Genomic DNA, 25942 nt, shown 5'->3' on the forward strand with positions numbered 1-25942 from the left:
CGGCGGTGACCCCGGGCGGGGCGGGATCCTAGGCCAGTCCCCGCCGGGCCACCGCAGGCGCCCGGTGCCCGGCGATCGTCGCCACCATGTCCAGCACCTGCCGGGTCTCCGCCACCTCGTGCACCCGGTACACCCGGGCCCCCAACCACGCCGAGACCGCGGTCGTCGCCAGCGTGCCGAGCAGCCGTTCCTTCACGGGCCGGTCCAGCGTCTCCCCGACGAAGTCCTTGTTCGACAGGGACACCAGCACCGGCCACCCCGTCTCCACCATCTCCCCGAGCCGCCGCGTCGCCTCCAGGCTGTGCCGCGTGTTCTTGCCGAAGTCGTGCCCGGGGTCGATCAAAACCGACTCCCGCGGCACCCCCAGCCCCACCGCCCGCTCCGCCAGCCCCACTGTCACCCGCAGGATGTCCGCCATGACGTCGTCGTAGGTCACCCGGTGCGGCCGGGTGCGCGGCTCGGCGCCGCCCGCGTGCGTGCACACCAGCCCCACCCCGTACCGGGCCGCGACCTCCGCGAGCTTCGGGTCGACGCCGCCCCAGGCGTCGTTCAGCAGGTCCGCCCCCGCCTCGCAGACGGCCTCGCCGACCTCGTGCCGCCAGGTGTCCACGCTGATCACGACGTCCGGGAACCGGCGCCGCACCTCCGCGACGAACCCCACCGTCCGCCGCGCCTCCTCCGCGGCCGACACCTCGTCCCCGGGGCCCGCCTTCACCCCGCCGACGTCGATGATCGCGGCGCCCTCGGCCACGGCCTGCTCCACGCGCGCGAGGGCGGGCTCGTCGCGGAAGGTCGCCCCCTGGTCGTAGAAGGAGTCCGGGGTCCGGTTCACGATCGCCATGATCACCGGCTCGTGCGCCGCGAATTCACGCCTGCCCAGCCTGAGCATCCCCTGTGCCATCTCCTCGACCACACCGTTCTCTCGTGCCGTTCTCGACCTCGGGCGCACGGTCCTTCGGCGACCGCCGCCCCGGCTGTCAGACTCGCATGGCACGATCGGACCCGACACAACCGACTCCGGCACAACCGATTCCGACTCCTGCCGGACTTTGACCCGACCATGGGGGCCCCAGCGATGGTCATGTTCCTGTTCCTCGTCATCGCGCTGGCCGTCGTGGTGGCCGCGGTGACGCTCGCCGTGGTGGGCGGCGGCGAGAGCGGGCCGCTGCCCGACGCCGCGCCCGAGCGGGTACGGGACGCGCTGCCCCCGGACCGTCCGGTGGACCGCGGCGACGTGGAGCGGCTGCGCTTCCCGCTGGTGGTCCGCGGCTACCGCATGGCGGACGTCGACGAGGCCCTCGGCCGCCTCGGCGCCGAACTGGCCGAGCGGGACGCCCGGATCGCCGACCTGGAGTCCGCCCTGGCGGGCGCCCGGGCCGCGGCGGCCCACCGCCACGTCGTCATGGACAAGCCGGCCCCGGAGGACCAGCAGTGAGCGCCGGGGAGGCCCTCGCGGGCCCGGACGGCGCGCTGCGCTGCCCCTGGGCGCTGTCCACCGCGGACTACGTCTCGTACCACGACGACGAGTGGGGCCGCCCGGTGCACGGCGACGACGCCCTGTACGAGCGGCTCAGCCTGGAGGCCTTCCAGTCCGGCCTGTCCTGGATCACGATCCTGCGCCGCCGCGCCGGCTTCCGCAGCGCCTTCGCCGGCTTCGAGATCGCCAAGGTCGCGGCCTTCACCGACACCGACCGCGAGCGCCTGCTCGCCGACACGGGCATCATCCGCAACCGCGCCAAGATCGACGCGACCCTGGCCAACGCGCGCGTGCTGGCCGAGTGGGCCCCGGGCGACCTGGACGAGCTGACCTGGTCGCACGCCCCGGACCCGGCCGGACGACCGGTCCCCAGGACCCTCGCCGACATCCCGGCCGTCACACCGGAATCCACGGCGCTGTCGAAGGCCCTGAAGAAGCGGGGCCTGCGCTTCGTCGGCCCGACCACGGCGTACGCGCTGATGCAGGCGTGCGGCCTGGTCGACGACCATCTGGCGACCTGCCTGGCCCGCCGGCCCCGGGGGCCGCGGCATGACCCGCCGGACCGGCCCTAGCGGCCCAGGTACTTCGGCTTCTGCTTCTCGACGAACGCCCGCACCGCGATCGCGTGGTCCTCGGAGGCGCCCGCCCGCGACTGCAGCTCGTCCTCCTTGTCCAGCGTCTCGGAGAGCGAGTGCGTCAGCCCGTAGGACATCGCCTCCTTCAGCGCCGCGTACGCCACCGTCGGACCCTCGGCCAGTGCCCGCGCCGTCCTGACGGCCTCGGCGCGCAGGTCGGCTGCGGGGACGACCCGGGTGGCGATGCCCAGCTCGTACGCCTCCTGGGCGCCGATGCTGCGCGGGAAGAGCAGCAGGTCCGCGGCGCGGCCGGGGCCGACGACACGCGGCAGCGTCCAGGAGATCCCGGAGTCCGCGGTGAGCGCCACGCCCGCGAAGGAGGTGTTGAACGCCGCCGTGTCCGCGACGATCCGGTAGTCTGCCGCGAGCGCGAAACCGAGACCCGCCCCGGCCGCCACCCCGTTCACGGCGGCGACCACCGGCTTCCGCGCCCCGGCGAGCGCCCGCACGATCGGGTTGTAGTGCTCGCGCACCGTGCTCATCGTCTGCCCGGAGCCCGACTCGCGGTCCGCGGCCAGCAGCCCGATGTGCTCCTTGAGGTCCTGGCCCACGCAGAACGCCCGGTCCCCGGCCGCGGTCAGCAGCACCGCCCGTACGGCGTCGTCCGCCGCCGCGGAGCGCACCGCGTCCCGGAGCGCGACCTTGGTCTCGATGTTCAGCGCGTTCATCGCCTCGGGGCGGTTCAGCGTGATCGTCGCGAGCCCGTCGCTCACTTCGAAGAGCACGGTGTCGGCCATGGGAAATCCCCTCCGCGTCGTGTCAGGCAGTGTCGTGCGGCGGCATGCGGTGGCATCCGTCCGGGAGACAGCATGACGGAGATCACCGGGAACGGATCGTTCATGAGGTGTGACCTGCGTCAAAGAAATCCGGTCCGTATCCATTCGGTGGAAGTGCGCAAGGGCGCGCAGTATCGCAGTCACATCGCCGAATTGAGTGGTTTTGCTCGCGCGCGTTGCCCAAGCGATGCCGACCGATGTTGGTCATCGGGTCCTGGGATGCGGGATAATGGCTGGGAAGCAATGTGTTCGATGCCGGTGTCGCGCGTCCTTGCCGGACAGCGCGTGCCCTCACGGGCCGTCGCCGGTGACGGGTGAGCTGGTATCAGGAAGGGGAACGAGCATGGCGGCCATGAAGCCGCGGACGGGCGATGGCCCGCTCGAGGTGACCAAGGAGGGGCGGGGCATCGTCATGCGCGTTCCGCTCGAAGGCGGCGGGCGGCTCGTCGTCGAGCTGACCCCCGACGAGGCCGACGCGCTCGGCGACGCCCTCAAGAAGGTCGTCGGCTGACGCGCGAGCGACCATACCCGTTCAATCGCCCCGGCACCGCACCTGGTGCCGGGGCGATTGTCGTGGGAAGGACCTTCCCGGCGTCGGGTGCCTTTTCCCCGGCATTCGGGTGAGCGCCCCCGGGACACGCGCTTCGGGTCAGCGCTTCACGGCGCACAGCAGTCCGTCGCCCACCGGGAGCAGCGACGGCAACAGCTCCTGGCTCTCCCGCACCGCGCGCAGGAGCTCCCGCACCCGCAGCACCTCGGTGGGCTGCGGTCCGGAGTCGATCGTGCGGCCGGCGCCGAAGACGCCCTCGAAGGCGACGAGCCCCCCGGGACGCAGCAGGCGCAACGATTCGGCGAGGTAGTCCAGGTACTCCAGGCGATCGCCGTCGCAGAAGACCAGGTCGTATCCGGCGTCCGCGAGCCGGGGCAGCACGTCCAGGGCGCGCCCGGGAATGAACCGGGCGCGGTTGCTGGCGAAGCCCGCCGCCCGGAAGGCCTGGCGGGCGAACTGCTGGTGCTCCGGCTCCGGGTCGACCGTCGTCAGCACCCCGTCCGGCCGCATGCCGTGCAGCAGATGGATCCCGGAGACGCCGCAGCCGGTGCCGATCTCGGCGACCGCCTTGGCGTCCACGGCGGCGGCGAGCAACCCCAGGGCGGAGCCGGTGCCCGGGGTCACCGAGCGCAGACCCGCCTCGCGGGCCCGGTCGCGTGCCCAGAGCAGCGCGTCGTCCTCGGCGACATAGGCGTCGGAGAACGCCCAGCTCGTCTGCCGGTTGCCGGTAATGACCCTCTCCTGTCCCCGTCGTTGCCTCGGCGTGACTGTATCCGTTGGCGTCGGGAACCCGCAGATGGGACCAGTCGTTATCAGGGGAAGCAAGAAGCGGACGGAGAGACGACCGAACGGCCGGGGGACGAGCCGTACGGGCGCAGATCAAATTCTCGTAAAACCGCTTATCCGGAGCTAACGGGCGAGGTGGCTATGGTAGGGGCTCCACTGGACACCACCAGAGCCGACAGGGGAGGTGCGGCCGCACCCGCGGATCGGGGCGGAGTGCTGCGGCGCTTCCTCGGATCGGCAGGCAGGCCGAAATCCGTGAACGACACCGCTGCTGACCACAGCCACTCCGACGGTCCCGCCACGGGATCCGCCCAGACCGCGACCTTCTCCAGCGACGCGGACGGGCAGGCGTGGACTCCGCCCACCTGGGAGGAGATCGTCAGCACCCACAGCGGCCGGGTCTACCGCCTCGCCTACCGCCTCACGGGCAACCAGCACGACGCCGAGGACCTCACCCAGGAGGTCTTCGTCCGCGTCTTCCGGTCCCTGTCGACCTACACGCCGGGCACCTTCGAGGGCTGGCTCCACCGCATCACCACCAATCTCTTCCTGGACATGGTCCGCCGCAAGCAGCGCATCCGGTTCGACGCGCTCGGCGACGACGCGGCCGAGCGCCTGCCCAGCCGGGAGCCCACCCCGCAGCAGCTCTTCCACGACGCCCACTTCGACGCGGACGTCCAGCAGGCGCTGGACACCCTCGCGCCCGAGTTCCGCGCCGCCGTCGTCCTGTGCGACATCGAGGGGCTGTCGTACGAGGAGATCGCCGCGACGCTCGGCGTCAAGCTCGGCACGGTCCGCTCCCGCATCCACCGCGGCCGTTCCCAGCTGCGCAAGGCGCTCGCGCACCGTTCCCCGAAGGCGCGGGCGGACCGTCGCTCGTTCGCGGCCGGTGTCCCCGCACTGGGAGGAGGGGGCACGAGCGCGTGAGTGGGTCACGGCCTGAGCCCGAGGGACACCTCGCAGAGCAGCATCTGGGAGACCGACTCTCCGCCCTGGTGGACGGAGAGCTCGGTCATGACGCGCGTGAGCGCGTGCTGGCGCACGTGGCGACCTGCCAGAAGTGCAAGGCGGAGGTCGACGCCCAGCGCCGGTTGAAGAACGTCTTCGCAAAGGCGGCCCCGCCGGCTCCGTCCGAGAGCTTCCTGGCCCGTCTCCAGGGACTTCCCGGCGGCGGTGACGCCGACGGTGGCGGCCCGCCGCTCGCCGGAATGTCCGGAGGCTTCCGCACGTCCGCGAGCTCCGGCGTCTTCGGCCCGCGGCGGGGCGACCGGTTCGAGTTCGACTACGTCCCCGCCCGACCGCACGCCTCGGTGCTGCCGCCCTCCTCGTCGGGGCGCGGCTTCCGCATTCACGACGTGCACCGGCAGGAGGCCGACCGTCCGGCCTCGCGCGGCCTGCGGTTCGCCTTCGTCGCCGCCGGTGCGGTGTCACTGGCCGCGATCGCGCTGGGCGGTGTCACCCTCGGCACCCCGGACACCACCACCGAGGCCCGCGGCTCCGGCAGCGGCAGCAACGTGACGCCGCTGCGCAGCCCGGGCGCGGCCGCGGCCACCGGCTCCGAGAGCCAGCGCCGCCGTACGAGCGGTCCGCTGCTCGGGCAGGGCCAGCGCGTACTGGGCGACACCCCGGTCGCGTCCACCACGGCCTCCGCGCCGCTGCTGCCAGGGATGCCGGCCCCCGCCGGGAGCGACGCACGGCAGCAGGCGGTCCGCGCGCTGACCACCCCGGTGACGGCCGGTGCCGCCGCCATGTCCCCGTTGATACGTCCGCTGGAAGCCGTTCCGCCGCTCTCCCTGAGCTCCTGGTCGGCGGCCCCCGAGGTCAGGCCGCCCAGCATGCTCACCGCCCCCGACCCGGCTCCGTCCCCCTACCCTGCGGCTTCCCCGGCCGCCTCCCACCCTCCGGTTCGCTGACGGGATCTGCGCGCCGGTCCGCGGACCTGATTGAATCCGGGGTGGCACCAGAGCCCTTGGAGCCGACGATCTGCGGCCAGCTGCGGGGGAGAAGATGAACGAGGGGAAGCCCACGAAGGCGAAGTGGTGGAGTCGTCCCCGCTCGTCCGAGGACGCACCCGCAGGCGCGCCCGACGGCGACTTCGAGCTGGAACGCCCCCGCCCGGTCCCCGCCACGGGGCAGGGCCCGGCCACCGACGGCCCGGAGAGCGACGGCGGCGACTTCGAGCTGGAACGCCCGGCGGCGCCCCGCGCGACCGACGAGGGCGACTACGAGCTGGACCTGCCCCGGCCCGAGCGGGACGGGCCCGCGGACGCCGGTGTGCCGCGGCAGGGGGAGCGTCGCACCGCCCCGGCGCAGGACGCGGTCCCGGCGCAGGACGCCGCCGTCCCGGACGCCGACGGCACGCCCGCCGCCGAGCGCCCCAAGCCGCTGCACGAACCCGACCCGTACAGCACCCCGCCGTACGGCGAGCCCGGCCCCTGGGCCCCCGCCCCGCCGGTCCAGCACCCGGCGGCCACACCCGCGCACGGCACCGTGACGCCGACGGCCCCGCACGCGCCCCTCCCGCCCGCACCGGCGGGCCCGCACCCCCCGGTGCCGCCCGTGAGCGGGTCGTCGGTGTCCCCGCCTCCGGGCGCGGTGCCCGACCCGGCGTTCGCGGACGCCCCGCCCCCGGCGCCGCACGAGGCACCGGGGCCGCACCCGGCGGCTGCCCCGCCGTACGACGCGGCACCCCACGCCGCCGCCGACCCGTGGGGGCGCTACGACCCCTGGGCCGCCTCCGCCCTGCGCCACGACGCGGCCGACCGGGCGCCCCGGCGGCGACAGCTCCCGGCCGCGAAGGCGCTCGTCGGCGGGGCGCTGCTCATCGCCGTGGTCTGCGGCGGCATCGGCGGCGCCGTCGGCGCCCACCTGGAACGGAACGGCGGCGTGGGCACCGTCGAACTTCCGCAGGCCGGGCCCGAGACGGCCGAGCGGGACCCGGACAGCGTCGCCGGCATCGCCGCGCGCGCCCTGCCCAGCGTGGTGACCCTGCACGTGAGCGGCAGCGAGGCGGCCGGCACCGGCACCGGCTTCGTGCTCGACGGCCGCGGCCACATCCTGACCAACAACCACGTCGTGGAGCCCGCGGGCGCCGGCGGCGAGATCACCGTGACCTTCAACAGCGGCGACACCGCCGAGGCCACCGTCGTGGGCAGGGACAGCGGGTACGACCTCGCCGTGGTGAAGGTCAAGGGCGTCAGCGGCCTCACCCCCCTGCCCCTCGGCAACTCCGACGGCGTACGCGTCGGCGACCCCGTCGTCGCCATCGGCGCCCCCTTCGACCTGGCCGGCACGGTCACCTCCGGCATCATCAGCGCCCGGGAACGGCCCATCACCGCGGGCGGCGAGGAGGGCGACGGCAGCGACGTCTCGTACGTCGACGCCCTCCAGACCGACGCGCCCATCAACCCGGGCAACTCCGGCGGCCCCCTCCTGGACGCGCGGGGCCGGGCCATCGGCATCAACTCCGCCATCCGCTCCGCCGACAGCGGCAGCGCCGAGTCGGACGGCGGCCAGGCCGGTTCCATAGGCCTCGGCTTCGCCATCCCCATCAACCAGGGCAAGCGCGTCGCCGAGGAACTGATCAACACCGGCAAGGCCGCCCACCCGGTCATCGGCATCACCCTCGACATGGAGTACGCGGGCGACGGCGCCCGGGTGAGCGCCAAGGGCAGCGAGGGCGGACCCGCGGTCACCGCCGGCGGCCCCGGCGCGAAGGCCGGCATCAGGCCGGGGGACGTGATCACCGCGGTCGACGGGCAGCGCGTGCACTCCGGCGAGGAACTCATCGTCAAGACCCGCGCCCACCGCCCCGGCGACCGGCTGGAGCTGACCCTGGACCGCGACGGCAAGGAGACGAAGGTCTCACTGGTGCTCGGTTCCTCCGGCGGCGACTGACGCGGGAAGGTCCCGACAAGGTGCCAGGAAGGCAAACAATTCGGAAAGCGCTCGCATACACCCCCTCAGCGCTCACGGGACGGTACCGGTCGGACAGGATCGACGGGTACCGTGGTGGCGGCCCGGACATCCCAAGGAGCTTCAGGTGTTCAATGACATAGGCGCCCTAGAGCTGGTGACGCTCGTCGTCCTCGCCGTGCTCGTCTTCGGTCCGGACAAGCTCCCCAAGGTCATCCAGGACGTGACGCGCACCATCCGGAAGATCCGGGAGTTCTCGGACAGCGCCAAGCAGGACATCCGCCAGGAGCTGGGCCCGGAGTTCAAGGACTTCGAGTTCGAGGACCTCAACCCCAAGACGTTCATCCGCAAGCAGCTGGACAGCGACGAGCTGGGGCTCAAGGAGATCCGCAACGGCTTCGACCTGAAGAAGGAGATGGCCGAGGTCACCGACGCCATCCACGGCCGCGACACGGAACCCTCGTCCTCCGGGTCGTCCTCGTCCGGCTCGGACGGCGGACGTGTCGACATGTCGAAGAAGCCCGAGAAGCCGGGGGAGACCGACAGGCCCGCCGACGACCGTCCGCCCTTCGACATGGACGCCACCTGATCCACCCGGCGCCCGGCCCGCGGCCCGCGGGGTGCGCGAACGTGACGTGTCTCATACTCCGGACGGGGCGCACAGGCCCTGAGGACGACGCCCGCGCGGCCCACGCGCCGGGCGATTTCCCGGCTGCCGCCGACGGGGTGGCTATGCTGCCCGAGTTGTTGTGCGGACCGGACGAGTGCGCCCGAAGGGGGGCGGGCCGTGCCGGACCGACGAGAGCGAGGAGGCGTCCGGGCACATGGAGACGACGAGTCGGGCAGTCGCGCAGGCGCCGGCCGCGGAGGGCGGACCACAGTCCCCCTCCGGCCGGCGTACGGTCGACGGCTACCTGCGTGCGCCCTTCCCCTGGTACGGCCTCGACGAGGCCTTCGCGGGACGGCGCTGGCTGATGCAGATCGGTACGTCGGCCGACGGGGCCGTGGAGCACGGCTCGATCGGCCACGGCGACGAACCGTCGGTGCGCAACGAGCACGTGGCGGGCGACGAGCAGGACGCCAAGGAGAAGTTCGCGGTCGTCGTGACCGTCGCGGCCAACCCCGACCGGCGCAGCGCCGACGGCACCGGCCTGCTGGAGGCCACCTCGGTGTCCTCGGCGGCCTGGCTGGCCGGAGTGGGACTGCTGTCCTTCACCTGGCCCGGCCAGATGGACCACTCACTGCGCGACGACTGGCTGGAGCAGCAGACGGAGACCGCGTGGGTCCTCGCGGACGACCTCGACGGCGAGGACTGGACGACGCTGTCCCTCCCGGTGGACGGCGTTCCGACGCCCTTCCACTACCGGGAGTCCGAGTTCGGCTGGGTGCTGGCCGGTTCGACCGAGCAGGGCGTGCACCTCGGCGCGTACGGACGGGGCATGAGCGCGTACGGGCTGGCCTTCGCCGTGGTCAAGGACATCGCCGCGTACGCCTAGGGGGTGTCGTTTGGATCTTGCCGGGGGCGCGGGGTCTGGCACGCACATCTGCGGCGTTGTCGTCGGTTGCCAGGGCTCCGCCCTGTCGCCCTCCTCCGCCGTGCAGCTGCACGCACCAGACCCCCCTCGGGTCGGCAGCAGGGCACCGTCGCCCGGAGCCGGCCAGATCCAAACGACACCCCCTAGCCGGGACCCGACCGGCAGCCGTACGTACGACGAGGGGCGCCGTCCCGGCGGACAGCGCCCCCACTCCCGTACGGGAGGTCAGAACTTGTTCTTCGGCGTGATCCCCAGGGACAGCCCCGAAAGGCCCCGCTGCCGGCCGCCGAGCTTGCCCGCGATCGAGCGCAGGGCCGCGCCCGCCGGGGAGTCCGGGTCGGACAGGACGACGGGCTTGCCCTCGTCGCCGCCCTCGCGCAGCCGGACGTCGATCGGGATGGCGCCGAGGACCGGCACCGACGCGCCGGTGGTGCGGGTCAGGCCGTCGGCGACCGTCTGGCCGCCGCCGGTGCCGAAGACGTCGACCATCTCGCCGCAGTGCGGGCAGGGCAGCCCGGACATGTTCTCCACCACGCCGACGATCTTCTGGTGGGTCTGCACGGCGATGGCCCCGGCCCGCTCCGCCACCTCGGCCGCGGCCTGCTGAGGGGTCGTCACGACCAGGATCTCGGCGTTCGGAACCAGCTGCGCCACCGAGATCGCGATGTCGCCGGTGCCGGGCGGCAGATCGAGCAGCAGGACGTCGAGGTCGCCCCAGTACACGTCCGCCAGGAACTGCTGGAGCGCGCGGTGCAGCATCGGGCCGCGCCAGACCACCGGCGCGTTGCCCGGGGTGAACATGCCAATCGAGATGACCTTCACGCCGTTGGCCGAGGGCGGCATGATCATGTTCTCGACCTGGGTGGGACGCCCGTCGGCGCCCAGCATGCGCGGCACCGAGTGGCCGTAGATGTCGGCGTCGACGACACCGACCTTGAGGCCGTCCGCCGCCATCGAGGCCGCCAGGTTCACCGTCACCGAGGACTTGCCGACGCCGCCCTTGCCGGACGCCACCGCGTACACCCGGGTGAGGCTGCCCGGCTTGGCGAAGGGCACCTCGCGCTCGGTCTGCCCGCCGCGCAGGGCGGTGGCCAGCTCCTTGCGCTGCTCGTCGCTCATCACGTCCAGCTCGACGTCGACGCGGGTGACGCCCTCGACCCGCGCCACCGCGTCCGTCACGCGCTGCGTGATGGTGTCCCGCATGGGGCAACCGGAGACCGTCAGGTACACGGCGACCGCGACCGCTCCGTCCGCGCCGATCTCCACCGACTTGACCATCCCCAGCTCGGTGATGGGCCGGTTGATCTCGGGGTCGTTCACCGTCGCCAGTGCTTCGCGCACCGCGTCTTCCGTAGCCATGGACACGATGGTACGGCGCCGCCCACGGGGCGCGGAAAGCCCCGTCAGCGGTCGTGTACGTCACGCCCGGCGGACCGATCCGCCGGGAATACCCCACGTTCGGGACGGTGGCCGTTCTGCCGCTCCTCCAGCTCCTTGAGCGCGTCCTGGAGCTCGGAGCGGATCCAGTCCCGCGTCGCGACCTCGCCCAGTCCGATACGCAGGGCGGCGATCTCCCGGGTCAGGTACTCGGTGTCGGCGATCGACCGCTCGTTCTGCTTGCGGTCCTGCTCCAGGTTGACCCGGTCCCGGTCGTCCTGCCGGTTCTGCGCCAGCAGGATCAGCGGGGCGGCGTAGGAGGCCTGGAGGGACAGCATCAGCGTCAGGAAGATGAACGGGTACTCGTCGAAGCGCAGCCCGCTGGGTGCCGACACGTTCCACACCACCCACAGGATGATGACGACCGTCATCCAGACGATGAACCGCCCGGTGCCCAGGAAGCGCGCGACCCGTTCCGACAGCCGGCCGAAGGACTCCGGGTCCCACTCGGGCAGCAGCCTGCGGCGCGGCGGACGCGGCTGGTCGAGGCGGGTGCGGGTCCGGGAGGAGGCGGTGGCCCCCGACGTGGCGCGCTCCCGGGTCGTCGTCTCGCGCTCAGGCACCATCGGCGCCCACCTCCCCCGCCGCCGTCTCGTCCAGGTGGTACTCGGTCTCCCGCCAGTCGTCGGGCAGCATGTGGTCCAGTACGTCGTCCACGGTGACCGCGCCGAGCAGCGCCCCCGAGTCGTCCACGACGGGCGCCGCGACCATGTCGTACGCGGCGAAGAACCCGGCGACCACGGGCAGCGCGGCATCCGGCTCCAGGGGTTGCAGGTCGTCGTCGAGGATCGAGCCGACCAGCGTGTACGGGGGGTCGCGCAGCAGCCGCTGGAAGTGGACCGTGCCCAGGTACTTGCCGGTCGGCGTCTCCTCGGGCGGACGGCAGACGTAGACCTGGGCGGCGTGCGCCGGGGACAGGTCGGGGTTGCGGATGCGGGCCAGGGCGTCGGCGACGGTCGCGTCGGGCCGCAGCACGATCGGCTCGGTCGTCATCAGACCGCCGGCCGTGTGCTCCTCGTACGCCATCAGGCGCCGCATGTCGGCCGCGTCGTCGGGCTGCATCAGGCTCAGCAGCCGTTCCTTGTCCGCCTCGGGCAGCTCGCCCAGCAGGTCGGCCGCGTCGTCGGGGTCCATCGCCTCCAGGACGTCGGCGGCACGCTCCTCCTTGAGCTTGCCGAGGATCTCGATCTGGTCGTCCTCGGGCAGCTCCTCCAGCACGTCGGCCAGGCGGTCGTCGTCGAGCGCGGCGGCGACCTCGGCACGGCGCTTGGCGGACAGGTGGTGCAGGACGTTGGCGAGGTCGGCGGGGCGCAGCTGCTCGAAGGTGGCCAGCAGGTTCTCGGCGCCCTGCCCCTGCTCCTCGACGGAGAAGCCGGATACGCCGGACCACTCCACGGTCAGCGTCTCACCCCTGTTGCGGCGGAAGGCGCCGCCCTTCCGGCCCTTGCGGACGAAGACCTTGTCGATCTCCCAGTCCCGGCGGGCGGGCAACTGCTGCACCGACAGGTCGAGCACCGTGACCTCCTCACCCGTCTCGGTGAGCGTGACCCGCCGGTCGAGCAGCTCGCCGAAGACGAGGCGCTCGGTGGGCCGCTGCTCGAAACGCCGGACGTTGACCACGCCGGTGGTGATGACCTGGCCGGACTCGATGCCGGTGACCCGGGTCATGGGCAGGAAGATCCGGCGCCGGGTGGTCAGTTCGACGACCAGCCCGAGGACGCGCGGGGGCTTGCGGCCGACGCGGAGCATGACGACCAGATCGCGGACGCGCCCCACCTGGTCGCCGGCCGGGTCGAACACGGCGATGCCGGAGAGGTGGGAGACGAAGATCCGGGGGGCGCCCGCTGCCATGGCCGCGGCTCCTTTCCTCACGCTTCGCGGAGTCGGGTGGGAGTTGGTGGACGTCGAGTGGGGGTGCGTGGAAGTGGAGTAGGGGGCGTGGAAGTGGAGTCGGGGGGCGTGCAAGTGGGGGCGTGAAGGCTGATTCGTACGGTGTCTCTTTTCCGAATTGCCCGCTCGGACGCGCTTCAGGCTAGCCCGTCCCGATCGGCCTCGCCCTGGCGGCCGGTCCGGACGGACTGGCTCCGTTCGCCCCGCACGCCCCCGGTACGCTGCGCCCTGGCCCGGTCGGTTCGCCTCCGACGTCCGTCGGCCCCGTGTCAGCCCCGTCAGAAAGGCAGTCCCACCTGTGTCTGTGACTCCCCGGCGCCGAATCCGCAGGGCCGTGTGGCTGGGCGCGGTGTGCGTCCTGGCCGTGACGGGAGCCGGGCTGACGGGATGCGGCAGCGAGGACCCCGACGCGGGCACCAACGGCCTCGGCAAGCTCCCGGCCGACAAGATCCAGGCGAAGGCCGGTGCGGCCGCGCAGGCCGCCGACACGGTGCGCCTGCACGGCACGGTGGAGGCCGGCGGCAACAGGTACACCCTCGACATGCGGCTGAAGGCCGACGGGGGGACCGGGTCGGTCGCCGCCGAGGGGACGACCTTCGGACTGCTGCGCGTCGGCGAGCAGCTCTTCCTCAAGGCCGACGCCGGATTCTGGAGCCACGACGGCGGCGACGCCAAGGCGGCCGACAAGCTCGCCGGCAAGTACGTGAAGGTGCCGCAGAGCGATCCCGTGTACAAGAAGTTCAGCGGCTTCACGGACAAGGACGTTCTCCTCGACGGACTGCTGACCCTGCACGGCACGGTGAAGACGGACGGCCGCCACGAGCAGGCCGGTGTGCGCACCGTCCGGATCACCGGCGACGACGGCGCGGGCGGATCGCTGGACGTCTCCCTGGAGGGCACGCCCTACCCGCTGCGCCTGGTGCGGGCGGGCAGCGCGGGCACGCTCAGCCTCTCGGACTGGAACAAGGACTTCGCGCTGGAGCAGCCGGCCAAGGACGACACCCTGGACTACGGCAAGCAGCTGCCGTCCTCCTGAGGCGTCCCGTGGCCGTCTGTGCCGTCTGTGCCGTCTGTGCCGTCAGTGCGGTCAGTGCGGTCAGCGCCGTTTGCGGCGCTTGAGCAGCAGGCGCGGCAGCCCGGCCGGCACCGGCTGCCGGGTCGTTGCCGGGCTCGCGAGCGGGGCCTCGGCCAGGGAGGTGTCGGGCAGCGGTGCCGTGCTCCCTGTCGGCTCCAGACGCAGCACCCGGCACTCACGGGCCCAGCGGTCGGTCATGGCCTCGCCGTCCGGGGCGTTCAGCCGCTTGCCCCTGAGGTCGCCGACCGCCGCCTGCCACGCCTCGGAACCGGACGGCAGCTCCACCACCCGCGCGGTCCAGGAGACCAGCCGGCCGCCCTTGTCCTTGCTGCGCACCGTCACCTCGGCCGCTGCCCCGTCGGCCAGCCCCGGCAGCGGCTGCTCGCCCGGACCGTCGCCGACGACGCAGGCCGCGCCCTCGTGCCAGACGTGCCACAGGGCCCGGGCGGGCACGTGGGGACCCTTGACCCAGATGAGGCCGGACTTCTTGGTGGCCTCCTCGACGAGGGCCTGGCCGAGCAGCTCGCTAGTCATGCGGTCAGCCTATCCAGGGGCCCGGGGGCGGGTTCAGAGCCAGCCGTTGCGCTTGAGCGTGCGGTGGATGCCCAGGCAGAGGGCGACCGTGACCGACAGGACCAGCGGATAGCCGAACTTCCAGTGCGTCTCCGGCATGTAGTCGAAGTTCATACCGTATACGCCGCACACCATCGTCGGCACGGCGATGATCGCCGCCCACGAGGTGATCTTGCGCATGTCCTCGTTCTGCGCGACGGACGCCTGGGCCAGGTTGGCCTGGAGGATGGAGTTCAGCAGTTCGTCGAAGCCGATGACCTGCTCCTGCACCCGCGCCACGTGGTCGGCGACGTCCCGGAAGTACTTCTGGATCTCCGGGTCGATCAGCCGCATCGGCCGCTCGCTGAGCAGCTGCATGGGGCGCAGCAGCGGCGCCACCGCCCGCTTGAACTCCAGCACCTCGCGCTTGAGTTGGTAGATCCGGCCGGCGTCCGTGCCGCGCGGGCTGCCCTTGCGGCCCGGCGAGAACACCTCCGTCTCCACCTCGTCGATGTCGTCCTGCACCGCGTCGGCGACGGCGATGTAGCCGTCGACCACGTGGTCGGCGATGGCGTGCAGCACCGCCGAGGGGCCCTTGAGCAGCAGCTCGGGGTCCTCCTGGAGGCGGCGGCGCAGCGCGCGCAGCGAGCCCTGCCCGCCGTGCCGGACGGTGATGAAGAAGTCCCGCCCGGTGAAGCACATCACCTCGCCGGTCTCGACGACCTCGCTGTTGGCGGTGAGCTGGTCGTGGTCGACGTAGTGGACGGTCTTGAAGACCGTGAACAGGGAGTCGTCGTAGCGCTCCAGCTTGGGCCGCTGGTGGGCCTGGACGGCGTCCTCCACGGCCAGCGGGTGCAGCCCGAACTCCCGGGCGATACCGGCGAACTCGTCCTCGGTGGGCTCGTGCAGGCCGATCCACACGAACCCGCCGTCGCGGCGCACCTGGCGCATCGCGGTGTGCGGGGTCAGCGGCACGTCGGTCTCGACGCGGGTGCCGTCGCGGTAGACGGCGCAGTCGACGACGGCGGAGGCGGTCGCCGGGTCGCGGGTGGTGTCGTAGGGACCGCTGTCCTTGCGCACGGAAACGCGGGCCGGGCGGACCACGGCGCGCAGGTCACGGATCATCGACATGGCAGGCTCCTTCGCGGCGGGCGGCGAACGAGGCCGGTGACGGGTGGAACCACCCGGAATGAGGACGTCCTGACTACGCGTGCTCGGCGCGTCCACAAAGCGGGGGGCACCGCACCGTCGCGGTGGCCGGATTCGCTGCTGATTCAGCTGCTGATACGGATCGACGGACAACGCGTCGAAGGATCGGATCAGGCAAAACGAGACGAAGTGCTCTTCCGTGAGAAGGCGCGCACGTGAAGCTGCGGCAGGAAGGTCGAAACAGCTGCGTCAGCGGCCGGAAGAGCGGGTGGTACTGCACGGTCGACTTCGGTCCATGCCGCCCACCTCCTCCGGCCGGTCCCTCGTGAGGGACGATCCATTCCCCTTGTTTGGAGGGGTTCCCCGTAGGGGAGAGTTCACAGCGTCGGGGGCTTGATCGCGACGCACTGCGTGCTGCCCCGAACCGCTGGCCCACAGTACCAGCCGCGCGACGTGTCAAGGCGCCGCTTTGCCTCTTCACGACGAGTTCTATGCTCGCCGCATGGCTGATGTTCTCCCACTGGTCGAGGCCCGGTTGCGCAGCGCGCTGGGCGAGCCGGACGCGCGCGCGGCGGTCACCTTCCTCGGTACCGACCGCATCGAGGTGCTGCGTTTCCCCGCCTCCGGCCAGGAGGGCGACGTCGTCCGCTACGCCACCCTCGGCATGTCGGCCCAGCCCATGGCGGACCCCACGGCGGTGCTCGCCGACCCGGTCGAGGGCCCCCGCGCCGAGCTGGTGCTCTCCGTGCGGGCCGGGGCGGCCGACACCGACAAGGTGCTCCGCCCGCTCGCCGTACTGGCCGCGTCCCCGCAGGTCGAGGGCGTGGTCGTGGCGCCCGGTGCGTCGCTCGACGTGGGCGAGCCGCTGTGGCCCGGGGCGCCGTTCACCTCGGTGCTGGTCGCCGAGCCCGGCGGACTGGTCGAGGACCTGGAGCTGGACGCCCCGCTGGACCCCGTACGGTTCCTGCCGCTGCTGCCGATGACGCCGAACGAGGCGGCCTGGAAGCGCGTGCACGGCGCGCCCGCCCTCCAGGAGCGCTGGCTGAACCACGGAACGGACCTGCGCGATCCCTCGCGCAGGTCCGTTCCGCTGGACTGACGTGGCGGCGTGACGCAACTCACCGGATTTTCTCGTCAGTTGGCGAAAACCGTGACCGAGTCCTCGCTCGCGTGCCGCGGTTCCAGCTCCTCGGCCTCGTGGGTGAGCGCGCGGCGGCGTACGACGACCACGACCGCGCCGAGCAGGGCGGTCACCGCGGCCACCACGAACGGGATGTGGACGTCGGTCCACTCCTCGATCTTCGGCGCGAAGTAGGGGGCGGCCGCCGCGGCGAACCAGCGCACGAAGTTGTAGCCCGCGCTCGCCACCGGGCGCGGCGCGTCCGAGACCCCGAGGGCCAGCTCGGTGTAGACGGTGTTGTTCACCCCGATGAACGCGCCGGACAGGATCGTGCAGACGATCGCCGCGGTGTGGTTGCCGTAGCCGAGGACCAGGACGTCGGCCGCGAGCAGCACCAGCGAGCCGCCGAGCACCTTGAGCGAGCCGAAGCGCTTCTGCACGCGCGGCGCCACCAGCACCGAGAAGACGGCGAGCAGCACGCCCCAGGCGAAGAACACGGCACCCGACTTGTACGGCGTCATGTTCAGCACGAACGGGGTGAAGGCCAGCACGGTGAAGAACGTGTAGTTGTAGAAGAACGCCGAGACCGCGGCGGAGGCGAGGCCGCCGTGGCCCAGCGCCCTGACCGGGTCGAGCAGCGAGGTCTTGCGGGCCGGCTTGGGCTGCTCCTTGAGGAACACCGTGATGCACAGGAAGCCGATCGCCATCAGGAAGGCCGTGCCGAAGAACGGGTAGCGCCAGCTGGCGTCGCCGAGCAGCGCGCCCAGCAGCGGGCCGCAGGCCATGCCGAGGCCGAGGGCGGACTCGTACAGCAGGATCGCGGCGGCGCTCCCGCCGGCCGCCGCGCCGACGATCACGGCGAGGGCCGTGGAGACGAACAGCGCGTTGCCCAGGCCCCAGCCCGCCCGGTAGCCGACGAGCTGGCCGACGGTGTCGGAGGTGCCGGCCAGGCCCGCGAAGACCACGACGAAGGCCAGGCCGAGCAGCAGGGTCTTGCGGCCGCCGATGCGGCTGGAGACGAAGCCGGTGACCAGCATCGCCAGGGCCGTGATGAGGAAGTACGACGTGAACAGGAGGGAGACCTGACCGGCGCTCGCGTCCAGGCCCTTGGCGATGGACGGGAGGATCGGGTCGACGAGCCCGATGCCCATGAAGGCCACCACGGACGCGCCCGCGGTCGCCCACACGGCCTTGGGCTGCCTCAGGATGCCGCCCGCACCCGCGTCGAAGGGGTCCATGCTTGCTCTCCCATGCCGAGAATTGGTTGGTGTATACACATAGTAAGTTAGGTCTGCTAATTAATGCAACATACATCTAGTCGGGTGGAGGCAGGTCCGTCCGGGGCCCTTCCGTCCGGACGGGTGATCGTCCTTGACGTGGGGGAGCGAGGGTAGGACCGTGGGGCCCTATGAGGGGCGAACCCAGTTGCCCGAAGTGTGGTGGCCGGGTCAGGGCTCCCGGCCTCTTCGCCGATTCCTGGCAGTGCGACCTGCACGGGACCGTGCATCCCGTCCAGCCCGTACTCCCGCCCAGCGTCGAGGCGCTCGGCGTCGTGGTGCACCGCACGCAGGTGCCGGTCTGGATGCCCTGGCCGCTGCCGGTCGGCTGGCTGTTCACCGGCGTGGCCTGCGCGGGCGACGACCGCAGCGGGGGCAGGGCGACCGCCGTCGCCTGTTCCGGCCCCGGGCCGCTCGGCGGCATCGGTGAGCTGATCCTGGTCGCCGAGGAGCTCGGCGTCGGCCTCGGGGCGCGGTACGCGGGGCTCGACGCCCCGGATCCGGGGCCCTACCTGGACGTCGAGAAGCCGCCCCAGGCCAAGGTCCTGGCGGCGGGCCGCCCCACCCCGCTCTGGCACGTCTCCGGCGGCCCGGCCGACCGTGCCGTCTTCGCCGGGGAGGCCCTCGGCATGTGGCTGTGGGCCGTGGTGTGGCCCGAGCGGTCGGGGCTGCTGATGTACGAGGAGCTGGTCCTGACCGACCTGCGGGACGCGGGCGCCGAGGTGGACCTGGTGCCGTGCGGGGCGCTGTCGCCGCGGCTGATCGAGCCGACGGTGCCGTAGCGCACGGGTGCTGCGCCGCTTTGCCGAGCTGTGTGCGGTGCCGCTGCGCCGTGCCGTGTCGTGTCGCTGTGCCGTGCCGTGCCGTGCCGTGCCGTGCCGCTGTGCTGTGCCGTCCGTGCCGTGCCGTGCCGCTGCGCCGTGCCGCGTCGTCGCGGGCGCGGCGGGTGTCCAGGTCCGAGTGGGGCGAGTGAGGCGAGTAGGGGGCGCAGGGGCGCTGCGGGTGTGACGGCGGGGGGTCGAGTTCCGGTTATCCTTGGGCGTCCCCCTCCGTCCCGTCACCGCTTGGAGTCAGCGTCGTGCGCATCGATCTGCACACCCACTCCACCGCGTCCGACGGCACGGACGCCCCGGCCCAGCTGGTGCGCAAGGCCGCCGCCGCCGGGCTCGACGTCGTGGCGCTGACCGACCACGACACCACCCGCGGCCATGCCGAGGCCGTCGCCGCGCTCCCCGAGGGGCTCACCCTCGTCACCGGTGCCGAGCTCTCCTGCCGCCTCGACGGCGTCAGCATGCACATGCTGGCCTACCTCTTCGACCCCGAGGAGCCCGCCCTGCTCGCCGAGCGCGAGCTGGTCCGGGACGACCGGGTGCCGCGGGCCCGGGCCATGGTCGCCAAGCTCAACGAGCTGGGCGTGCCCGTCACCTGGGAGCAGGTCGCCAGGATCGCCGGGGGCGGCTCGGTCGGCCGCCCGCACGTGGCCTCCGCCCTCGTGGAACTGGGCGTCGTCCCCACGGTGAACGACGCCTTCACCCAGGACTGGCTGGCCGACGGCGGCCGGGCCCACGTGGAGAAGCACGAGACCGATCCCTTCGAGGCGATCCGGCTGATCAAGGGCGCGGGCGGGGTCGCCGTCTTCGCGCACCCGGCCGCCGTCAAGCGGGGCCGGACCGTGTCCGAGGCCGCGATCGCCGACCTGGCGGCCGCCGGGCTCGACGGCATCGAGGTCGACCACATGGACCACGACGCGGACACGCGGACCAGGCTGCGCGGGACGGCGAGGGAGCTGGGGCTCCTGGTGACCGGTTCGAGCGACTACCACGGCAGCCGGAAGACCTGTGTGCTCGGCGAGTACACGACCGACCCCGAGGTGTACGGGGAGATCACGCGACGGGCGTTCGGGGCGTTCCCGGTGCCGGGGGCCGGCGGGGCCTGAACCTCCGCGCGTCCACCCTTCCATTCCTCCGCAAGGCCAGTAGCACACCCATGTTCGACGTCGCCGTCTTCGGCTCCCTCTTCCTGACCCTTTTCGTCATCATGGATCCCCCCGGGATCACCCCGATCTTCCTCGCCCTGACCTCCGGCCGCCCCGCCAAGGTGCAGAAGCAGATGGCCTTCCAGGCCGTCTGCGTCGCCGGTGGCGTGATCACGGTGTTCGGTCTGCTCGGGCACCGGATCCTCGACTACCTGCATGTGTCCGTGCCCGCCCTGATGATCGCCGGCGGCCTGCTGCTCCTGCTGATCGCCCTCGACCTGCTCACCGGCAAGACGGACGAGCCGAAGCAGACCAAGGACGTCAACGTCGCCCTCGTACCGCTGGGCATGCCGCTGCTCGCCGGGCCCGGGGCGATCGTGTCGGTCATCCTGGCCGTGCAGAAGGCGGACAGTGTGACCACCCAGGTCTCGGTGTGGGCGGCGATCCTCGCCATCCACGTGGTGCTGTGGCTGGTGATGCGCTACTCGCTGCTGATCATCCGGGTCATCAAGGACGGCGGTGTGGTCCTGGTGACCCGCCTGGCCGGCATGATGCTCTCCGCGATCGCCGTGCAGCAGATCATCAACGGGGTCACCCAGGTGATCCAGAGCGCGTGAGCACGAGAACAGGGCCCCGCACGGAATCCGTGCGGGGCCCTGTTCTCGTGTGTGAAGGGTCCGCGTTACATGGCCGAGGTTTCGGCGGGGCGGATCCACAGGCGCTGCCCTATGGCGGCGGCCTGCTGAACGATGCGGTTCACGGAGGCGGCGTCCACGACAGTCGTGTCCACGGGGGTCCCGTCGACGTCGTCGAGTCGCATGACTTCAAAGCGCATGGCCTCTCCCTTGATCTGGTCATCCTCCTGCGGAGAACTACTGGTGTGGCTCCTGGGTCGTCGGTGCCCGGGCTTCCGTAGGGGTCAACGGGATGCCCTCTGCAAACATTCCCTACGCTAAGGAAATTTTTCGCACGACTAATTACTGGCAAGTAAGCCGCTTGTTACGAGGTGGCCGAGGCGGCGGGGTGTCGCGGTTCGTGGCGTAAGTGACAGGTGTCCGGTACGGGACTGACCGGGACCGGTTGTGTTCGTAGCGTGACCGCCGGGACAATGGAGGCGATGAACGACGACCTCGCGCCCCTGAACGCTCGTATCGATCGCACGAACGAGCTGCTCCAGCGCATGCTCGCCGAGGTGGCGAAGACCCCCTCGACCCACGCGATCTTCGTCGACGCCGGTTACCTGTACGCGGCGGCGGGGCGACTGGTCGCCGGGACCGAGGACCGCCGGGCCTTCGACCTGGACGCCGAGGGGCTGATCGAGGCGCTCATCGACAGGGCCCGCTCCGTCTTCGCGGACAGCCGCCTGCTGCGCGTGTACTGGTACGACGGCGCCCGGCGCCGCATCCACACCGCCGAGCAGCAGTGCATCGCCGAGCTTCCCGACGTCAAGGTCCGCCTGGGCAACCTCAACGCCAACAACCAGCAGAAGGGCGTCGACTCCCTCATCCGCACCGACCTGGAGTCGCTGGCCCGGCACCGCGCCATCAGCGACGCGGCCCTGCTCGGCGGCGACGAGGACCTGGTGTCGGCGGTCGAGGCCGCCCAGGGGTACGGCGCCCGCGTCCACCTGTGGGGCATCGAGGCCCCCGAGGGTCGCAACCAGGCCGAGCCGCTGCTCTGGGAGGTCGACAGCCAACGCACCCTGGACCTCGACTTCTTCAAGCCCTACGTCTCCCGGCGCACGACCCACACCGGCGAGGCGCAGGGCGGCCCGCGCCCCGGCCGCGAGGACGTCCGCTTCGTGGGCGCGCAGATCGCGGCGAAGTGGCTGGCCTCCCGGGGCCGCGCAGCACTGGTGGAGCTGCTCCCCGGCCACCCCTACCTCCCCGGCTCCGTTGACCAGGACCTGCTGGTGGAGGCCGAGGGGCTGCTCCAGTACTCGCTGCGCGGCCAGCCCGAGCTGCGACGGGCGCTGCGGGACGGCTTCTGGGAGCACCTGCGGGCGCAGTACTAGGGAGCGGCCTCAGCGCGCCTACGGCCGGGGCGGTACGGGATGGTCGTCCCAGAAGTCGGCGAGGGCGCGGGCCGTCGGCAGGGGCTGGTCGGTGTTGGGGGAGTGCTCGGCGCCCGCGACGACCGTCCGGCGCGCGCCCAGCCGTAGGGCCATCTCGTCCAGGAGGGGCACGGGCCACGTGTCGTCGAAGGCGCCCGACAGCACGTGGAACGGCAGCGGTACGGCGGTCAGCTCGGCGACACGGTCCGGCTCGGTGCACAACTGACGCCCCGTGGCGAGCAGTTGGGCCGGTCTGGTGCCCAGCCAGCGCTCACGCAGCCGTTCCGGGTCCTCCGGGCCGTGGGCGGGGGCCGGGGCACCGACCTCCTCCGGCGGCCCCATGGTCTGCATCACCTTCCAGACCTCCGCCATCGTCATCGTGTCCAGCGCGTCCCGCAGGAGCTTCACCCGCTGCCGCTGCGACGCGGAGATCCGCGCCGGACCGGAGGACATCAGCGTGAGCGACAGGAACGGGGCGGCATCGAGCAGGACGGCGGCCCGTGCGATCTGGCCGCCCAGGGAGTGTCCGACGAGATGCACGCGCGTGCCGAGGGCGGCGGCCTGCGCCAGCACGTCCCGGGCCAGCTCGGACCGCGCGTACCCGGACTCGTCGTGCTCGGGCCCGTCCGACTCGTACTGCCCGCGCCCGTCCACGGCGACCGTGCGGTAGCCGCGAGCCCCGAGCGGCCGGTGCAGCAGCGTGAAGTCCTCCTTGCTCCCCGTGAACCCGGGCAGCATCATCACCACGCCCCGCGGCGCGACGCCGTCGGCCACGGGAGAGTCGACGACGGCGAACTCACCGCGGGCGGTACGCAGCCGGTACGCACGGGCGTCCGGGGGCGGGCTGAAGGCGGCGTTCCTGCTCACGGGCAGAGGCTATCGGGCGGCGGCCGACGGACGGCGGCACGGGGGCGACAACGCCGTCGGCCCGGCCCCGCGTGTGGATCGCGGGACCGGGCCGACGGTCTGGGACGAGCGGCGCGGATCAGCTCTCGCCGACCTCCACGGGCTGCGTGGTGGCCGCGGCCGTCTTCCGGGTGCGGCGGGCCTTGGGCTTCGTCTCCGCCGTCTCCGCCGCCTCGGCTGTGTCGACGGTGGCCGCGGCCTTACGGGTCCGGCGCCGCGGTGCGGCCTCCGGCTCCGGCGAGGCCTGGGCCGGAATCTCGGCGGTGGCCTCGGGGGCCGCGGCCGTCTTCCGGGTCCGGCGGGTCTTCGGCTTCGCCTCCGCCGCCTCGGCGGTGTCGACGGCGGTCTCCGCCTTGGCGGCGGCCGTCTTCCGAGTACGGCGGGGCTTGGCCTCGGCCGCCTCCGGAGCGGGCGCCTCCTGCTCCTGCGGAGCCTGTACGGCCGGTTCGGCGGCCTTGCGGGTGCGGCGGGTCTTCGGCTTCGCCTCCGCGGCCTCGGCGGTGTCGACGGCGGTCTCCGCCTTGGCGGCGGCCGTCTTCCGGGTGCGGCGCGGCTTGGCCTCGGCCGCCTCCGGGGCCTGCGCGGGCTGCGCCGGGATGCCGGCCACGGCCTCGGTGCCCTCGGCCGGTTCGGCGGCCTTGCGGGTGCGGCGGGTCTTCGGCTTCGCCTCCGCGGCCTCGGCGCTGTCGACGGCGGCCTCTGCCTTGGCGGCGGCCGTCTTCCGGGTGCGGCGCGGCTTGGCCTCCGCGGCCTCCGGGGCCTGCGCGGCCTCGGCGTCGGCGACGGCGGCCTTGCGCGTACGGCGGCGCGGCTTGGACTCGGCCGTTTCGGACGCGGCCTCGGTCGTGCCCTCGGCCGTGTCGAGCGCGGCCTCGGCGGCCGTGGCCTTGCGGGTCCGGCGGCGCGGCTTCTCGGCGGGTGCCTCGGCAGCGGGTGCCTCGACGACCGTCGGGCCCGCCACGGCCGCCGGGGTCTCCACGACCGTCGTGTCGGTGACCGTCGCAGCGGCCTCCGGCGAGGCGGCCGGGGTGGCCTCGGCCGACTTGCGGGTGCGGCGGCGGCGCGGCTTCGCCGGGGTCTCCACGACCTCGGTGGCCTCAGCCGTTTCGACGACCGCGTCCTCGGACGGCGCGAGCGCGGCCTCGGCGGCTCGCGCCACCGGGGTGTCGGGCGTCGCGGCGGTCTCCGGGCGGCGCGAGGGCTCACCGTTGCGCGTACGGCGCCGGCGGCGCAGCGTGCGGGGACCCTGGGCGGCGTCGGTGCCCGCGACGGCGGTGCTCTCGGCGGCGCCGGTCACGGCCTCGGCCGCGGGTGCCGCGGAGGTCTCCGCGTCCACCGGCGCACCGCCGCGCATCCGACGGCGGCGACGCGGCGTCGTACGGGACGAACGGTCGCGGTCGGCGGTGTGCGAGTCGTCGCGGCCACCACGGCCACCCCGGTCGCCGCGCCCGCGGCCACCACGACCGCCCGGCTCGCCCAGGTCCTCCAGCTCCTCCGCGTCGAGCCCGGCGCGGGTGCGCTCCGAACGCGGCAGGACGCCCTTGGTGCCCTCGGGGATACCGAGGTCGGTGTAGAAGTGCGGGGAGGTGGAGTAGGTCTCCGCCGGGTCGCTGAAGCCCAGGTCCAGCGCCTTGTTGATCAGCTGCCAGCGCGGGATGTCGTCCCAGTCGACCAGCGTGATCGCCGTACCCTTCGCGCCCGCGCGGCCGGTGCGGCCGATGCGGTGCAGGTAGGTCTTCTCCTCCTCCGGCGACTGGTAGTTGATGACGTGCGTCACGCCCTCGACGTCGATGCCGCGGGCGGCGACGTCGGTGCAGACGAGGACGTCCACCTTGCCGTTGCGGAAGGCGCGCAGGGCCTGCTCGCGGGCGCCCTGGCCGAGATCGCCGTGGACCGCGCCGGAGGCGAAACCGCGCTGCTTGAGCTGGTCGGCCAGGTCGGCCGCGGTGCGCTTGGTACGGCAGAAGACCATGGCCAGACCGCGGCCGTCGGCCTGCAGTATGCGGGCCACCATCTCGGGCTTGTCCATGTTGTGCGCGCGGTAGACGAACTGCTTGGTGTTCGCGACCGTCGCGCCGGCGTCGTCCGGCGAGGTGGCGGAGATGTGCGTGGGCTGCGACATGTAACGGCGGGCCAGACCGATGACCGCGCCCGGCATCGTCGCCGAGAACAGCATGGTCTGGCGCCTGGCCGGAAGCATGTTGATGATCTTCTCGACGTCGGGCAGGAAGCCCAGGTCGAGCATCTCGTCGGCCTCGTCCAGGACCAGGCTCTTGACGTGCTTCAGGCTCAGCTTCTTCTGGCCCGCGAGGTCCAGCAGGCGGCCCGGGGTGCCGACGACCACGTCGACGCCCTTCTTCAGCGCCTCCACCTGCGGCTCGTAGGCGCGACCGCCGTAGATCGCGAGGACACGCACATTGCGGACCTTGCCGGCGGTCAGGAGGTCGTTGGTGACCTGCTGGCACAGCTCGCGCGTCGGGACGACGACGAGGGCCTGCGGGGCGTCGGTCAGGGCCTCGGGGGCCTCGCGGCCCGCCTCGACGTCGGCGGGGACGGTGACGCGCTCGAGGAGCGGGAGACCGAAGCCCAGCGTCTTGCCGGTGCCGGTCTTGGCCTGGCCGATGACGTCCTTGCCCGACAGGGCTACGGGGAGCGTCATCTCCTGGATGGGGAAGGGAGCGGTGATGCCGACGGCTTCGAGGGCTTCGGCGGTCTCGGGGAGGATCCCGAGGGATCGGAACGTCGTAGTCAGGGTGCTGCCTCTTCTGTGTGCGTGGTGCGAGGCGAGCGCGCGGGTCGTGCCGGACCGTGTCGGGGACGTCGGCTGCCCTTAC

General features: G+C 72.6%; 27 protein-coding genes. 15 read left to right on the forward strand and 12 right to left on the reverse strand.

Going from position 1 to position 25942, the window contains the following annotated elements; translation table 11 throughout:
- Positions 1-28: 28 nt before the first annotated feature.
- Complete coding sequence (gene folP / locus IE94_RS0103380) at positions 29-889, reverse strand: dihydropteroate synthase (protein ID WP_030145852.1); 861 nt, start codon at positions 887-889, stop codon at positions 29-31.
- A gap of 192 nt (positions 890-1081) precedes the next feature.
- Here folP and IE94_RS0103385 point away from each other — a divergent pair, with 192 nt between their 5' ends.
- Both IE94_RS0103385 and IE94_RS0103390 read left to right on the forward strand, forming a co-directional pair.
- Positions 1082-1435: a DivIVA domain-containing protein gene (locus IE94_RS0103385; protein WP_209441026.1), complete on the forward strand. Its 354-nt coding sequence runs from the start codon at positions 1082-1084 to the stop codon at positions 1433-1435.
- Complete coding sequence (locus tag IE94_RS0103390) at positions 1432-2049, forward strand: DNA-3-methyladenine glycosylase I (RefSeq protein ID WP_037921515.1); 618 nt, start codon at positions 1432-1434, stop codon at positions 2047-2049. The genes IE94_RS0103385 and IE94_RS0103390 overlap by 4 nt, the downstream gene beginning before the upstream one ends.
- On the opposite strand, the gene chcB is transcribed toward IE94_RS0103390, so the two are convergent.
- Complete coding sequence (gene chcB / locus IE94_RS0103395) at positions 2046-2849, reverse strand: 2-cyclohexenylcarbonyl CoA isomerase (protein ID WP_030145855.1); 804 nt, start codon at positions 2847-2849, stop codon at positions 2046-2048. The two genes, IE94_RS0103390 and chcB, sit on opposite strands and share 4 nt — an antisense overlap.
- 72 nt (positions 2850-2921) lie before the next feature.
- Here chcB and IE94_RS39825 point away from each other — a divergent pair, with 72 nt between their 5' ends.
- Both IE94_RS39825 and IE94_RS37625 read left to right on the forward strand, forming a co-directional pair.
- Positions 2922-3206 carry a hypothetical protein gene (locus IE94_RS39825; RefSeq protein ID WP_157849320.1) on the forward strand — a complete coding sequence of 95 codons (285 nt, stop codon included), beginning with the start codon at positions 2922-2924 and terminating at the stop codon, positions 3204-3206.
- A 25-nt stretch (positions 3207-3231) separates the two neighbouring features.
- Complete coding sequence (locus IE94_RS37625) at positions 3232-3399, forward strand: DUF3117 domain-containing protein (RefSeq protein WP_003966491.1); 168 nt, start codon at positions 3232-3234, stop codon at positions 3397-3399.
- A 138-nt stretch (positions 3400-3537) separates the two neighbouring features.
- Here the strand turns inward: IE94_RS37625 and IE94_RS0103405 are convergent, their stop codons facing one another.
- Positions 3538-4236 (reverse strand): O-methyltransferase, encoded by a 699-nt coding sequence (locus IE94_RS0103405; RefSeq protein ID WP_078606391.1) that lies wholly within the window; start codon positions 4234-4236, stop codon positions 3538-3540.
- Positions 4237-4479: 243 nt separating this feature from the next.
- On the opposite strand from IE94_RS0103405, the gene sigE reads away from it, so the two are divergent.
- The 5 genes from sigE (at position 4480) to IE94_RS0103430 (ending at position 9635) form a co-directional block, all read left to right on the forward strand.
- Entirely contained in the window at positions 4480-5151 is a 672-nt protein-coding gene (sigE, locus tag IE94_RS0103410; protein WP_030145857.1) for an RNA polymerase sigma factor SigE, read from the forward strand.
- On the forward strand, positions 5148-6137 hold the full coding sequence (locus IE94_RS0103415; protein WP_030145858.1) for an anti-sigma factor family protein: 990 nt from the start codon (positions 5148-5150) through the stop codon (positions 6135-6137). The genes sigE and IE94_RS0103415 overlap by 4 nt, the downstream gene beginning before the upstream one ends.
- A gap of 94 nt (positions 6138-6231) precedes the next feature.
- Entirely contained in the window at positions 6232-8121 is a 1890-nt protein-coding gene (locus IE94_RS0103420; RefSeq protein ID WP_030145859.1) for a trypsin-like peptidase domain-containing protein, read from the forward strand.
- Positions 8122-8266: 145 nt separating this feature from the next.
- On the forward strand, positions 8267-8728 hold the full coding sequence (locus IE94_RS0103425; protein WP_030145860.1) for a sec-independent translocase: 462 nt from the start codon (positions 8267-8269) through the stop codon (positions 8726-8728).
- Between the two features lie 235 nt (positions 8729-8963).
- Positions 8964-9635, forward strand: a complete 672-nt coding sequence (locus tag IE94_RS0103430) for a hypothetical protein (RefSeq protein WP_030145861.1) — start codon at positions 8964-8966, stop codon at positions 9633-9635.
- Positions 9636-9899: 264 nt separating this feature from the next.
- Here IE94_RS0103430 and IE94_RS0103435 read toward each other — a convergent pair whose 3' ends face one another.
- The 3 genes from IE94_RS0103435 to IE94_RS0103445 are packed head-to-tail and all read right to left on the reverse strand — an operon-like array spanning position 9900 to position 12962.
- Positions 9900-11033 (reverse strand): Mrp/NBP35 family ATP-binding protein, encoded by a 1134-nt coding sequence (locus tag IE94_RS0103435; protein WP_030145862.1) that lies wholly within the window; start codon positions 11031-11033, stop codon positions 9900-9902.
- A 44-nt stretch (positions 11034-11077) separates the two neighbouring features.
- Positions 11078-11677: a DUF1003 domain-containing protein gene (locus tag IE94_RS0103440; RefSeq protein ID WP_030145863.1), complete on the reverse strand. Its 600-nt coding sequence runs from the start codon at positions 11675-11677 to the stop codon at positions 11078-11080.
- Positions 11667-12962 (reverse strand): magnesium transporter MgtE N-terminal domain-containing protein, encoded by a 1296-nt coding sequence (locus tag IE94_RS0103445; protein ID WP_030145864.1) that lies wholly within the window; start codon positions 12960-12962, stop codon positions 11667-11669. The genes IE94_RS0103440 and IE94_RS0103445 overlap by 11 nt, the downstream gene beginning before the upstream one ends.
- 337 nt (positions 12963-13299) lie before the next feature.
- Between IE94_RS0103445 and IE94_RS0103450 the strand changes: the two genes are divergently transcribed.
- Positions 13300-14037: a hypothetical protein gene (locus IE94_RS0103450; protein ID WP_030145865.1), complete on the forward strand. Its 738-nt coding sequence runs from the start codon at positions 13300-13302 to the stop codon at positions 14035-14037.
- Positions 14038-14097: 60 nt separating this feature from the next.
- Here IE94_RS0103450 and IE94_RS0103455 read toward each other — a convergent pair whose 3' ends face one another.
- On the reverse strand, positions 14098-14610 hold the full coding sequence (locus IE94_RS0103455) for a hypothetical protein (protein WP_030145866.1): 513 nt from the start codon (positions 14608-14610) through the stop codon (positions 14098-14100).
- 33 nt (positions 14611-14643) lie between these two features.
- Complete coding sequence (locus IE94_RS0103460) at positions 14644-15759, reverse strand: magnesium and cobalt transport protein CorA (RefSeq protein ID WP_030145867.1); 1116 nt, start codon at positions 15757-15759, stop codon at positions 14644-14646.
- A gap of 520 nt (positions 15760-16279) precedes the next feature.
- Here IE94_RS0103460 and IE94_RS0103465 point away from each other — a divergent pair.
- On the forward strand, positions 16280-16876 hold the full coding sequence (locus IE94_RS0103465; protein ID WP_030145868.1) for a suppressor of fused domain protein: 597 nt from the start codon (positions 16280-16282) through the stop codon (positions 16874-16876).
- 35 nt (positions 16877-16911) lie between these two features.
- On the opposite strand, the gene IE94_RS0103470 is transcribed toward IE94_RS0103465, so the two are convergent.
- Positions 16912-18135: an MFS transporter gene (locus tag IE94_RS0103470; protein WP_030145869.1), complete on the reverse strand. Its 1224-nt coding sequence runs from the start codon at positions 18133-18135 to the stop codon at positions 16912-16914.
- A 170-nt stretch (positions 18136-18305) separates the two neighbouring features.
- On the opposite strand from IE94_RS0103470, the gene IE94_RS0103475 reads away from it, so the two are divergent.
- The 3 genes from IE94_RS0103475 (at position 18306) to IE94_RS0103485 (ending at position 20766) form a co-directional block, all read left to right on the forward strand.
- Positions 18306-18956: a DUF6758 family protein gene (locus tag IE94_RS0103475; protein ID WP_030145870.1), complete on the forward strand. Its 651-nt coding sequence runs from the start codon at positions 18306-18308 to the stop codon at positions 18954-18956.
- Between the two features lie 296 nt (positions 18957-19252).
- Complete coding sequence (locus IE94_RS0103480; RefSeq protein ID WP_030145871.1) at positions 19253-20110, forward strand: PHP domain-containing protein; 858 nt, start codon at positions 19253-19255, stop codon at positions 20108-20110.
- A gap of 50 nt (positions 20111-20160) precedes the next feature.
- Positions 20161-20766, forward strand: coding sequence for a MarC family protein (locus IE94_RS0103485; protein WP_030145872.1), 606 nt, complete (start codon positions 20161-20163; stop codon positions 20764-20766).
- 65 nt (positions 20767-20831) lie between these two features.
- On the opposite strand, the gene IE94_RS38945 is transcribed toward IE94_RS0103485, so the two are convergent.
- Positions 20832-20984 (reverse strand): hypothetical protein, encoded by a 153-nt coding sequence (locus IE94_RS38945; protein ID WP_037921521.1) that lies wholly within the window; start codon positions 20982-20984, stop codon positions 20832-20834.
- Positions 20985-21266: 282 nt separating this feature from the next.
- Here IE94_RS38945 and IE94_RS0103495 point away from each other — a divergent pair, with 282 nt between their 5' ends.
- The gene (locus IE94_RS0103495) at positions 21267-22163 is read left to right on the forward strand and encodes an NYN domain-containing protein (RefSeq protein WP_030145873.1); all 897 of its coding nucleotides are present in this window, start codon (positions 21267-21269) and stop codon (positions 22161-22163) included.
- An 18-nt stretch (positions 22164-22181) separates the two neighbouring features.
- Here the strand turns inward: IE94_RS0103495 and IE94_RS0103500 are convergent, their stop codons facing one another.
- Both IE94_RS0103500 and IE94_RS0103505 read right to left on the reverse strand, forming a co-directional pair.
- The gene (locus IE94_RS0103500) at positions 22182-23069 is read right to left on the reverse strand and encodes an alpha/beta fold hydrolase (protein ID WP_030145874.1); all 888 of its coding nucleotides are present in this window, start codon (positions 23067-23069) and stop codon (positions 22182-22184) included.
- A gap of 118 nt (positions 23070-23187) precedes the next feature.
- Entirely contained in the window at positions 23188-25767 is a 2580-nt protein-coding gene (locus IE94_RS0103505) for a DEAD/DEAH box helicase (protein WP_030145875.1), read from the reverse strand.
- Between the last annotated feature and the right edge of the window lie 175 nt (positions 25768-25942).

This window comes from Streptomyces violaceorubidus, from assembly GCF_000717995.1.
GTDB classification, from domain to species: Bacteria; Actinomycetota; Actinomycetes; order Streptomycetales; family Streptomycetaceae; genus Streptomyces; species Streptomyces violaceorubidus.

Bases quoted from the DNA above. Each gene is read 5' to 3' on its own strand.
- IE94_RS0103460 (WP_030145867.1), bottom strand. From the start codon at position 15,759: ATGTCGATGATCCGTGACCTGCGCGCCGTGGTCCGCCCGGCCCGCGTT.
- folP (WP_030145852.1), bottom strand. From the start codon at position 889: ATGCTCAGGCTGGGCAGGCGTGAATTCGCGGCGCACGAGCCGGTGATC.
- IE94_RS0103445 (WP_030145864.1), bottom strand. From the start codon at position 12,962: ATGGCAGCGGGCGCCCCCCGGATCTTCGTCTCCCACCTCTCCGGCATC.
- IE94_RS0103465 (WP_030145868.1), top strand. From the start codon at position 16,280: ATGGCTGATGTTCTCCCACTGGTCGAGGCCCGGTTGCGCAGCGCGCTG.
- IE94_RS0103505 (WP_030145875.1), bottom strand. From the start codon at position 25,767: ATGACGCTCCCCGTAGCCCTGTCGGGCAAGGACGTCATCGGCCAGGCC.
- IE94_RS0103485 (WP_030145872.1), top strand. From the start codon at position 20,161: ATGTTCGACGTCGCCGTCTTCGGCTCCCTCTTCCTGACCCTTTTCGTC.
- IE94_RS0103430 (WP_030145861.1), top strand. From the start codon at position 8,964: ATGGAGACGACGAGTCGGGCAGTCGCGCAGGCGCCGGCCGCGGAGGGC.
- IE94_RS0103475 (WP_030145870.1), top strand. From the start codon at position 18,306: ATGAGGGGCGAACCCAGTTGCCCGAAGTGTGGTGGCCGGGTCAGGGCT.
- IE94_RS0103440 (WP_030145863.1), bottom strand. From the start codon at position 11,677: ATGGTGCCTGAGCGCGAGACGACGACCCGGGAGCGCGCCACGTCGGGG.
- IE94_RS0103455 (WP_030145866.1), bottom strand. From the start codon at position 14,610: ATGACTAGCGAGCTGCTCGGCCAGGCCCTCGTCGAGGAGGCCACCAAG.
- IE94_RS0103495 (WP_030145873.1), top strand. From the start codon at position 21,267: ATGAACGACGACCTCGCGCCCCTGAACGCTCGTATCGATCGCACGAAC.
- IE94_RS0103420 (WP_030145859.1), top strand. From the start codon at position 6,232: ATGAACGAGGGGAAGCCCACGAAGGCGAAGTGGTGGAGTCGTCCCCGC.
- IE94_RS38945 (WP_037921521.1), bottom strand. From the start codon at position 20,984: ATGCGCTTTGAAGTCATGCGACTCGACGACGTCGACGGGACCCCCGTG.
- IE94_RS0103385 (WP_209441026.1), top strand. From the start codon at position 1,082: ATGTTCCTGTTCCTCGTCATCGCGCTGGCCGTCGTGGTGGCCGCGGTG.
- IE94_RS0103470 (WP_030145869.1), bottom strand. From the start codon at position 18,135: ATGGACCCCTTCGACGCGGGTGCGGGCGGCATCCTGAGGCAGCCCAAG.
- IE94_RS0103435 (WP_030145862.1), bottom strand. From the start codon at position 11,033: ATGGCTACGGAAGACGCGGTGCGCGAAGCACTGGCGACGGTGAACGAC.
- chcB (WP_030145855.1), bottom strand. From the start codon at position 2,849: ATGGCCGACACCGTGCTCTTCGAAGTGAGCGACGGGCTCGCGACGATC.
- IE94_RS39825 (WP_157849320.1), top strand. From the start codon at position 2,922: ATGACGGAGATCACCGGGAACGGATCGTTCATGAGGTGTGACCTGCGT.
- IE94_RS37625 (WP_003966491.1), top strand. From the start codon at position 3,232: ATGGCGGCCATGAAGCCGCGGACGGGCGATGGCCCGCTCGAGGTGACC.